We start from the raw sequence: 7,739 nt of genomic DNA on the forward strand, positions 1-7,739 counted from the left end.
CGCAAAACTGTGCGGAAAGCGCGCGGCGCGGATTGAAACCGGCAGCGATTTGCTTCATTTTGCGCGCAAACTAACCCTCACATCTTCTGGAGCGCAACATGCCTCAACCGCAAGAAAAGCCGGAACTGCATCCGGCCGCCGCCTATAAACGCGTCATGCTGAAAATTTCGGGCGAGGCGCTGATGGGCGACCAGGGGTTCGGCCTGCATCCGCCGACCGTGCAGCGCATCGCCCGCGAAGTGAAATCCGTCCAGGAGATGGGGGTCGAAATCTGCATGGTGATCGGCGGCGGCAACATTTTTCGCGGGCTGTCCGGTTCCGCGCAAGGAATGGAGCGGACCACTGCTGATTACATGGGGATGCTGGCAACCGTGATGAATGCGCTTGGCATGCAGTCGGCGCTTGAGGAATTGGGGGTTTTCACCCGGGTGATTTCTGCGATCCGCATGGATGAGGTGGCCGAACCCTATATTCGCCGCCGCGCCGTGCGCCATCTGGAGAAAAAGCGGGTCTGCATCTTTGCGGCGGGCACCGGCAACCCGTATTTCACTACCGACACCGCTGCCACCCTGCGGGCCAATGAAATGGCCTGCGAGGCGATCTTTATGGGTAAGAACGGGGTTGATGGCGTTTATGACAAGGACCCCAAGGAACATGCCGATGCCGTCCGCTATGACGAAATCAGCTATGACGAAGTCTTCGCGAAACGCCTGAAGGTGATGGATGCCTCGGCCATTGCGCTGGCGCGGGACAACAACCTGCCGCTGATCGTGTTCCCGCTGGATGAGCCGGGCGGCTTCCGCGGCATCCTGGCCGGCAAGGGCACTTACACCAAGGTTCACGGCTAAGTCCTGATCCGGGTTTGAAGATTGACGCGGGCTCTTTGCAGTCCGCGTTTATTGTTTCCGGCGGGGGCGTCTTCCTTGGCAGGACGGGGCGATTCCGTGAAATCACCGCAGCGCAAACTAAATTTCTTGCAGGGCAGGAGAGGCCGCGATGGGGGCAATATGCAATCCCGGCGGCGGCGAATCCTGGCCAACATCGCTATACATCAGCCTTCCAATGGCTTATGAGCCAATGGAAGACCGCCTCAGATAAGGGGAGAGAGCAGAATGTCTGATGATTTTGAACTGGATACCGATGACCTGAAGCGCCGCATGGACGGCGCAATGGCGAACCTGCGGACTGAATTTGCGTCCTTGCGCACCGGCCGGGCCTCAGGCTCGATGCTGGAGCCGGTGATGGTGGATGCCTATGGCTCGATGACGCCGATCAACCAGGTCGGCACCGTGAACGTGCCGGAGCCGCGGATGGTCACCATCAACGTTTGGGACAAGGGCCTGGTCGGCAAGGTCGAAAAGGCAATCCGCGAATCCGGGCTGGGGATCAACCCGCAGCTTAACGGCACCATCATCATGCTGCCGATTCCGGAGCTGAACGAAGAACGCCGCCGCGAGCTGACCAAAGTTGCCGGGCAATATGCCGAGCATGGCCGTGTTTCGATCCGCAATGTGCGCCGCGACGGCATGGACCAGATCAAGAAGGCCAAGGCCGACGGCATGTCGGAAGACGATCAGAAGTTCTGGGAAGCCGAAGTGCAGGAGCTGACCGACAAGATGATCAAGGCGGTGGATGAGGCGCTTGAGAACAAGCAAGCCGAAATCATGCAGGTCTGACCGGCAGTATGCCAGGAGATGCAAATCCGCAATTGAGTGCCGCCGGAGAGTCTCCGGCGGTCCGCTCTGGTCCGCGCCACGTGGCCATCATCATGGACGGCAATGGCCGCTGGGCACAGGCCCGCGGGCGGCCGCGGCTGTTCGGCCACCATGCCGGCGCGCGCCGGGTGCGTGAAGTTGTCGAGTGCTGCCCAGGTTTGGGCGTTAAATATCTGACTATCTTTGCCTTTTCGACCGAGAACTGGAAACGCACCCAGACTGAGGTCGCTGGCCTGATGAGCCTGTTCCGGCGCTATATCTCCAAAGAAATGAACGCTTTAGCGGAACGTAATGTCCGGGTGCGCTTTATCGGCGACCGGGTGCGGCTGGATGCCAAGCTGATCGACCTGATGGACAAGCTGGAACAGAAGACCGAAGGCAACGACGGCACGCAGCTGACTATCGCGCTGAATTACGGCGGCCGCGACGAGGTCGCCCGTGCCACCAAGCGGCTGGCACAGGATGTGGCGGATGGCCGGCTGGATCCCGGCAAGGTCGACGAGGAAACTCTGCCGCGATATCTGGACACCCATGTGCTGCCGGATCCGGATCTGGTGATCCGCACCAGCGGCGAGGCGCGGATCTCGAACTTTCTGCTATGGCAGTCGGCCTATGCGGAATATGAGTTCATCGACACCCTTTGGCCGGACTTCTCGGGCGAGGAGCTAGCGAGGCTGTGCAACAGCTATGGCCGCCGCGACCGCCGGTTCGGGGCCGTCAAAACATGAGTGCTGCCAAGGGCCGTTGGGCGGACCTGCTGCCGCGGGCGCTGTCCGCTGTGGTGATGGTGGCGGCTGGCGGATATGCTGTGTGGGCCGGCGGGCTGGTGTTTAACGTGCTGATTGCGATGTGCAGCGGGGGCATGGTGTGGGAACTGGTGCGGATGCTTCAGCCCGCGCGCAGCGGCACTGCGCTGCAGCTTGGCGCGATCTCTGCTGTTGCAGTGCTGCTGGCGTCGTTCCTGCCCGCGCTTTGGGTGCTGCCGGTGCTGGCGGCCCCTGTGGCTGCGGGGTTCAGCCAGATCAGCGAACGGCGGCAGTATTTCACCGGCTTTACCCTGTGGGTTCTGTTGGCGGGTTTCGGTTTTATCTGGCTGCGCGGGCAGATGGGCATGGCTTGGATGCTGTGGCTGGTCTGCATTGTGGTGGCCACTGACATCGCGGGCTATTTTGCGGGCAAGGCGATTGGCGGGCCAAAGTTCTGGCCGCGTGTCAGCCCCAAGAAAACCTGGAGCGGCACTGCTGCGGGCTGGCTGGCGGCCGCTATCGCGGGCGCGGTCTTTGCCGGGCAGATGGGGCTGGGGTATGGCATCGTGGTGCTTTCGGTGCTGCTGTCGATGGCCAGTCAAGCCGGCGACGTGGCCGAAAGCGCCCTGAAGCGGAAGATGGGCGTCAAGGATTCCAGCGGGCTGATTCCCGGCCATGGCGGGCTGTTCGACCGGTTCGACGGGATGCTGGGGGCCGCGGCGATGCTCTTGGCCGTGACCGCCCTCTGGGGATAACCAGACAGGAAAAGCTATGCGGAAAGTCTCGATTTTCGGCGCGACAGGCTCAATCGGCCAGAACACTATTGATCTGATCCGCCGCGCGCCGGACGCTTATGACGTGGTGGCGCTGACAGGCGGCGCCAATATCGCACGGCTGGCCGCGGACGCCGCCGCATTGCGGGCTGATGTCGCTGTCACTGCCTATGAAGACCGGTTGCCGGATCTGCGCGCGGCGCTGGAAGGTACTGGCGTCGAGGCTGCAGCAGGGCAGGCGGCGCTGGTTGAGGCTGCCGCGCGGCCTGCGGATTGGTTCATGTCGGCCATCGTTGGCGCGGCGGGCCTTGCGCCGGGGCTGGAGGCGCTGAAACACGGCACCACCCTGGCGCTGGCCAACAAGGAATCTCTGGTCTGTGCGGGCGCGTTGTTGCTGGAGACTGCCGGGCAATACGGCGCCCGGCTGCTGCCGGTGGACAGCGAGCATTCGGCGGTGTTCCAGGGGCTGGCTGGCGAAGACATTGATGCGGTTGAGCGGATCATCATCACCGCCTCTGGCGGGGCATTCCGCGACTGGCCGCTGGAGGACCTGCCAAATGCGAGCTTGGCGCAGGCGTCCTCGCACCCCAATTGGGATATGGGTCAGCGGATCACCATCGACAGCGCGTCCATGTTCAACAAAGCACTGGAAGTGATTGAAACCCGAGAGTATTTCGGCGTTCGGCCTGAACAGATCGAGGTGCTGGTGCATCCCGAATCTCTGGTCCATGCACTGGTTGGCTTCAATGACGGCGCGCTGATGGCGCATCTGGGCGCGCCGGACATGCGGCACGCTATCGGCTACGCGCTGCATTGGCCGGAACGCCAGGTTCTGCCGGTAGAACGGCTGGACCTGGCCCGTATCGGCCAGCTGAATTTCCGTGCTCCGGACCCGGCCCGCTATCCGGCACTGCGCCTGGCCTATGAGGTAATGGAACGCGGCGGTATGATGGGCGCAGCCTTCAACGCGGCGAAGGAACAGGCGCTGGATGACTTCATCGCGGGCCGCATCCGGTTCACCGATATGGCGGCGGTCACCGAGACCGTGCTGGAGCGCATGTCAGCGGAACGTGACCTCATTGATGCCGCAATGACACTTGATAACGTGACCCGGGTTGACCATCTCGCCCGGCAACAGGCGGCACGCGCCGCTGAAGAACGCATAGGGTAGATCTTTGGACGTACTTGCTTTTGTCCCGCAGTTTGGCGGTTTCCTTTACACGATTGCCAGCTTTGTCATCGCCCTGTCGGTGATTGTCGCCGTGCATGAATACGGCCACTACATCGTTGGCCGCTGGTCGGGGATCCACGCCGAGGTGTTCTCGCTGGGGTTCGGACCGGTGCTGTGGAGCCGGGTGGACAAGCACGGCACCCGCTGGCAGGTCGCGGCTCTGCCCTTTGGCGGTTATGTGAAATTTCTGGGTGATGCCGATGCAGCCTCGGGCAAGGATGCCGGTGCTATGGAAGCTGCTGCAGACGATCCGGCAGCCCTGCGCCGCACCATGCATGGCGCACCGTTATGGGCCAGGACTGCAACTGTGGCTGCCGGCCCGGTGTTCAACTTTGTGATGTCGGCGATCATCTTTACTGCTGTTGCCATGTCCCAAGGTATCATGCGCGACCCGCTGACCATTGGCGCGCTGGCGCCGTTGCCGGGGGTCGAGAACGGCTTGCAGGAGGGGGATGAGCTGATTGCGGCTGGCGGTCTGGCAGTGCCAAGCTACCTGGATCCCGATGCCTGGGACGCCTTCCGCGAGGCCCTGCCGCAAGAGCAGCCGCTGGACTATCAAGTGCGCCGCGACGGTACTGAAATCAGCGTCAGCGGGCCGTATCTTTACCCGCCCTATGTGCGCGGTGTGGTGCCGCGCAGCGCTGCCGCGGATGCAGGATTGCAGCCGGAAGACGTGATCCTGGCAATGAATGGCGCGCCGGTGGTGTCCTTTGACCAGCTCAAGACGCATGTTGAAGCGGCCGACGGCAAAGTGCTGGTGCTGGACGTTTGGCGCAATGGCGAGCAGGTCGAAATGGCCCTGGCGCCGCGCCGCACCGATGAGCCGCAGCCGGATGGCGGCTTCGCCACCCGCTGGCGGATCGGCATCATTGGCGGCCTGGCCTTTGAACCGGCAACAGAATCCGCAGGATTCGGCGCTTCTTTGGCGGCGGGCACCTATCAGGTTTGGGCGGTTGTGGAGACCTCTCTGTCGGGGCTGAAACATATGATCACCGGCGCTATCAGCACCTGCAACCTGTCCGGGCCGATCGGCATTGCCGAGACCTCGGGCGCGATGGCCAGCCAGGGGGCGGAGAGCTTTATCCGCTTCATTGCGGTGCTGTCGACGGCTGTGGGCCTGCTGAATCTGTTCCCGGTGCCCGCTTTGGATGGCGGCCATTTGATGTTCTACGCCTACGAGGCGGTTGCAGGCCGTCCGCCCAGCGACCGGGCCGTGCGGGTGCTGATGTCGCTTGGCATCGCCATTGTGCTGTCGCTGATGGTGTTTGCGCTTGGCAATGATCTGTTCTGCTGAAGCGCTGAGACAGATACGATGACTTTGGGCGGCCATTTTGCCGCCCAAGTGCTGCCACATTCTCCCGTTAACTTTTTATCAATCCGCAGATCGGGCCGGACGGACGGGCGCCGTGCGGGCTGGTGGATGATAACTGGGGGACGACCGATGCAGACACTCTCGCAATCTTACCGTGGCCTGAGCCTGTTGGTCCGGCTGAATTGGGATCGCGCGCTGACGGGTTTTGCCGTCCTGGGCGCATTGACCGCCGGCGCCTGGCTCGCCGCATTGTGATTCCTGCAACCGGCGCGCAAGCCTGCCGTGCCGGTTGCTGCCAGAATGCGCTTTGTTGGTTTTGACAAGCGCTTTCAAACCCGGTACGCACATCCCAAAGCTGCTATAATAATCGGGTTCTGAAAAAATGGTTTGGGGGAAAGTCGCAGGCAAGTCCTGTGGTGAGCGCAAGTCGGGCATCAACATCTTGTACCGTAAAGTTTCGGCTATTTCTCTGGCGGTTGCGCTGGGTTATGCATTGTCGCCGCTGCCGGCCGAGGCGCAAAGCTTCCGCTTCAATACGGTCCAGGTTGAGGGCAATCAGCGGATCCAGACGTCCACTGTTGTTGCCTATACCGGGATCGAACGCGGTCAGACTGTCAGCGCTGGCGAGCTGAACGACGCCTATCAGCGCATTCTTGACAGTGGCGTATTTGAAACAGTGGAATTGGTTCCGCGCGGCAATACGCTGGTGATCAAAGTCACCGAGTTTCCGACCATCAACCAGATCAGCTTTGAGGGCAATCGCCGTCTTAAAGATGATTCCTTGGACCAGATTATTGAATCCGCGCCGCGCCGGGTGTTCAGCCCCTCGCAGGCTGAGCGTGACGCCGCAGCGATTGCCGAGGCCTATAGTGTTCAGGGCCGTCTGGCATCCAGCGTGACCCCGCGTATAATCCGGCGCAACAACAACCGGGTCGATCTGGTGTTCGAGATTTCCGAAGGCGACACCATTGAGGTGGAGCGGGTCTCGTTCACCGGCAACCGGGTCTACTCCGACCGTCGCCTGCGCCGGGTCCTGCAGACCAAACAGGCCGGGTTCCTGCGCGGCTTCATCAACTCGGACACGCTGATCGAGGACCGGCTGGAATTCGACAAGCAAGTGCTGCGGGATTTCTACCTGTCGCGCGGCTATGTGGATTTCCGGGTGAACAGCTCCAATGCTGAAGTCACCCGGGAGCGGGATGCGGTCTTTCTGGTTGTTGATGTGACCGAAGGCCAGCAATTCAAGTTTGGCAATGTATCGGTCACCAGCGAAATGCCGGAAGCGGATGCCGACCTGTTCAGCTCCACCCTGAAGATCAAGCCCGGTGTGGTCTATTCCCCGACACTGGTCGAGAATGCAATCGACCGGATGGAAGGGCTGGCTGTCCGTAGTGAGATCGATTTTCTGCGGGTCGAGCCGCGGGTCACCCGCAATGAGCGGGACCTGACCTTGGATATCGAATTCGTATTGCGCCGCGGCCCGCGGGTGTTTGTCGAACGTATCGATATCGAAGGCAATACCACCACGCTGGACCGGGTGGTCCGTCAGCAATTCCGCTCGGTAGAAGGCGACCCCTTCAACCCGCGGTCCATCCGCAACAGTGCAGAGCGCATTCGGGCGCTTGGCTTCTTCGCCAATGCTGATGTGGAAACCCGCGAGGGCAGCTCGTCCGATCAGGTGATTATCGACGTCGACGTCGAGGAACAGCCGACCGGGTCCCTGAACCTTGGCGGCGCATACTCGGTCACGGATGGTTTCGGGGTCAGCGTCGGCCTGACCGAGAACAACTTTCTGGGCCGCGGTCAGCGGTTGTCTTTCAATATCGCCACAGCGACGGAATCGGATTCCTATGTGCTGGGCTTTACCGAACCTTACCTCTTGGGGCGGGATCTTAGGTTTGATCTGGACCTGGGTCTGAATGAAACCGACTCCAGTTTCTCGGAATACCGCACCAAACGGAT

7 protein-coding genes are annotated in these 7,739 nt (G+C 61.5%); all 7 read left to right on the forward strand.

What is annotated here, in order from left to right:
* Positions 1 to 98: 98 nt before the first annotated feature.
* On the forward strand, positions 99 to 848 hold the full coding sequence (pyrH, locus tag A2I95_RS23815) for a UMP kinase (protein WP_027258780.1): 750 nt from the start codon (positions 99 to 101) through the stop codon (positions 846 to 848).
* Positions 849 to 1,112: 264 nt separating this feature from the next.
* Positions 1,113 to 1,676 (forward strand): ribosome recycling factor, encoded by a 564-nt coding sequence (gene frr, locus A2I95_RS23820; protein ID WP_291733833.1) that lies wholly within the window; start codon positions 1,113 to 1,115, stop codon positions 1,674 to 1,676.
* Between the two features lie 8 nt (positions 1,677 to 1,684).
* Positions 1,685 to 2,443, forward strand: coding sequence for an isoprenyl transferase (locus tag A2I95_RS23825; protein ID WP_291733835.1), 759 nt, complete (start codon positions 1,685 to 1,687; stop codon positions 2,441 to 2,443).
* On the forward strand, positions 2,440 to 3,216 hold the full coding sequence (locus tag A2I95_RS23830) for a phosphatidate cytidylyltransferase (protein ID WP_291733836.1): 777 nt from the start codon (positions 2,440 to 2,442) through the stop codon (positions 3,214 to 3,216). Before A2I95_RS23825 ends, A2I95_RS23830 begins: the two co-directional genes overlap by 4 nt.
* Positions 3,217 to 3,232: 16 nt before the next feature.
* Complete coding sequence (dxr, locus tag A2I95_RS23835) at positions 3,233 to 4,405, forward strand: 1-deoxy-D-xylulose-5-phosphate reductoisomerase (RefSeq protein ID WP_291733838.1); 1,173 nt, start codon at positions 3,233 to 3,235, stop codon at positions 4,403 to 4,405.
* A 4-nt stretch (positions 4,406 to 4,409) separates the two neighbouring features.
* Positions 4,410 to 5,759, forward strand: coding sequence for an RIP metalloprotease RseP (gene rseP, locus A2I95_RS23840; protein ID WP_291733839.1), 1,350 nt, complete (start codon positions 4,410 to 4,412; stop codon positions 5,757 to 5,759).
* A 400-nt stretch (positions 5,760 to 6,159) separates the two neighbouring features.
* Positions 6,160 to 7,739, forward strand: a 1,580-nt coding sequence (bamA, locus tag A2I95_RS23845) for an outer membrane protein assembly factor BamA (protein ID WP_291733841.1), incomplete at its 3' end; no start/stop codon positions are given.

Source organism: Leisingera sp. F5, from assembly GCF_001593695.1.

What these genes read in the sequence shown, in the direction of transcription:
- A2I95_RS23830 (WP_291733836.1), top strand. Translation starts at nt 2,440, where the DNA reads ATGAGTGCTGCCAAGGGCCGTTGGGCGGACCTGCTGCCGCGGGCGCTG.
- pyrH (WP_027258780.1), top strand. Translation starts at nt 99, where the DNA reads ATGCCTCAACCGCAAGAAAAGCCGGAACTGCATCCGGCCGCCGCCTAT.
- frr (WP_291733833.1), top strand. Translation starts at nt 1,113, where the DNA reads ATGTCTGATGATTTTGAACTGGATACCGATGACCTGAAGCGCCGCATG.
- A2I95_RS23825 (WP_291733835.1), top strand. Translation starts at nt 1,685, where the DNA reads ATGCCAGGAGATGCAAATCCGCAATTGAGTGCCGCCGGAGAGTCTCCG.
- dxr (WP_291733838.1), top strand. Translation starts at nt 3,233, where the DNA reads ATGCGGAAAGTCTCGATTTTCGGCGCGACAGGCTCAATCGGCCAGAAC.